This window comes from Stenotrophomonas sp. (assembly GCF_032061965.1).
In the GTDB taxonomy this organism is placed as follows: domain Bacteria; phylum Pseudomonadota; class Gammaproteobacteria; order Xanthomonadales; family Xanthomonadaceae; genus Stenotrophomonas.
The window spans coordinates 1-1,680 of record NZ_DAMBEF010000090.1 but is presented as its reverse complement, the minus strand read 5'-3'; the positions used below and the strand labels follow the sequence as shown (position 1 = coordinate 1,680).

The window sequence follows — 1,680 nt, the reverse complement described above, 5'->3', positions numbered from 1 at the left end:
CACCGCCGAGCAGAAGGACGTGAGCGTCGACTTCTTCGCCATCGGTTACATCTCCGACGTGCGTTCGTACTACCGTGCGACCGGCGGTGACGGCAAGGTGGCCAATGCGCGCCTGGCGCCGATCATCACCGATTCGCTGCGTAACCAGATCAACTCGCGCACCTTGCAGGCGTTGGTGTCCGGTGACCGCGGCGAGCTGATCGCCGGCCAGTTGAAGGCAATCAACGATGCGATCGTACCGTTGGGCATGCAGATCATCGACCTGCGCATCAAGCAGATCGACCTGCCGACCGACAGCCAGGTGATCACCGACGTCTATGAGCGCATGCGCGCCCAGCGCAAGCAGGAGGCCGCCAAGCTGCGTGCCGAGGGCGAAGAGCAGTCGCTGACCATCCGCGCCCAGGCTGACCGCGAGAGCACCGTGATCGTGGCCGAAGCCGAGCGCGATGCGCAGCAGCTGCGCGGTGAGGGCGATGCCCAGGCCGCGTCGATCTACGGCAAGGCCGGCTCGGCCGACCCGTCGTTCTACGCGTTCTACCGCAGCCTGGAGGCGTACCGCGCCTCGATGACCGATGGCAACGGCGTGATCGTGCTCGACAAGAACGACCCGTTCCTGCAGTACATGAAGAGCGATCGCTGATCGCTTTGCTTGGCCTTTGCTCAAGCCCCTCTCCCGCGCGCGGGAGAGGGGCGCTGTAGTGCCGAGCCATGCTCGGCAGGGGCCTTCCCCACCAAGCCTGTAGGAGCGGCGTCAGCCGCGAAGCCGACAGCGCTGGAATCACAGGCTTGGCCGCAATCTCTTGAATCCCGGGCTTCGCGGCTGACGCCGCTGCTGCAAAGGCTGTCCCGCTAAAGCCCCTGCCGAGCATGGCTCGGCACTACCTGCTTTTCTTAACACGCTGACCTATGCAAGACCTCGCTTCCGCCCTCTGCCTCGTTGCCATCATCGAAGGCCTGATCCTGTTCATTGCGCCGCTGGCCTGGAAACGCATGGCCGCGCAGCTGCTGGAGCAGCCCTCTTCGGCCCTGCGCCGGATGGGCGCGGTGGCGGTGGTGATCGGCCTGGGCTGCCTGTGGTGGGCCCGCCACTGAACCAAACCCTGACGGCCATACCATCCTGAACTCGCGGGGGTGGTAGCTGTCATGCAAAACCCGGATAATCCAGAAAAGCCGGTCGGGCCAGCTCCTCCAAGAGCATACCGTCCGGCTTTTTCCGTGTATGACCCTGGCGTTTGCCGGCAGCTCCCCGATGGGGCTTCCACCACGGCGGACCAAGGGCGGTACACGGCCCCGTCCGCGGCCCCGATGGCCGCAGCAAATTCAGGAGTTACCCGTCATGGGTCAATCAGTTGTTGTTCTCGGCGCCCAGTGGGGCGATGAAGGCAAGGGCAAGATCGTCGATCTGCTGACCGAAGAAATCGGCGCAGTAGTGCGTTTCCAGGGCGGCCACAATGCCGGCCACACCTTGGTCATCAACGGCAAGAAGACCGTCCTGCACCTGATTCCGTCCGGCATCCTGCGCGATGACGCGCTGTGCCTGATCGGCAATGGCGTGGTGATTTCCCCGGCCGCCCTGCGCAAGGAAATCGAAGAGCTGGAAACGGCTGGCGTTGAAGTCCGTTCGCGCCTGAAGATCTCCCCGGCAGCGCCGCTGATCATGCCGTACCACATCGCCCTGGA

The 1,680-nt window shown here is 64.3% G+C and carries 3 protein-coding genes; all 3 read left to right on the top strand.

The window, feature by feature from the left end:
* On the top strand, positions 1-640 hold a 640-nt coding region (locus RT460_RS19505; protein WP_313321377.1), incomplete at its 5' end, for a protease modulator HflC.
* Between the two features lie 266 nt (positions 641-906).
* Positions 907-1,092: a DUF2065 family protein gene (locus RT460_RS19500; RefSeq protein WP_313321376.1), complete on the top strand. Its 186-nt coding sequence runs from the start codon at positions 907-909 to the stop codon at positions 1,090-1,092.
* Positions 1,093-1,336: 244 nt separating this feature from the next.
* The coding region (locus tag RT460_RS19495) for an adenylosuccinate synthetase (protein WP_313321375.1) at positions 1,337-1,680 on the top strand (344 nt) is incomplete at its 3' end.

Bases quoted from the DNA above. Each gene is read 5' to 3' on its own strand.
- RT460_RS19500 (WP_313321376.1), top strand. From the start codon at position 907: ATGCAAGACCTCGCTTCCGCCCTCTGCCTCGTTGCCATCATCGAAGGC.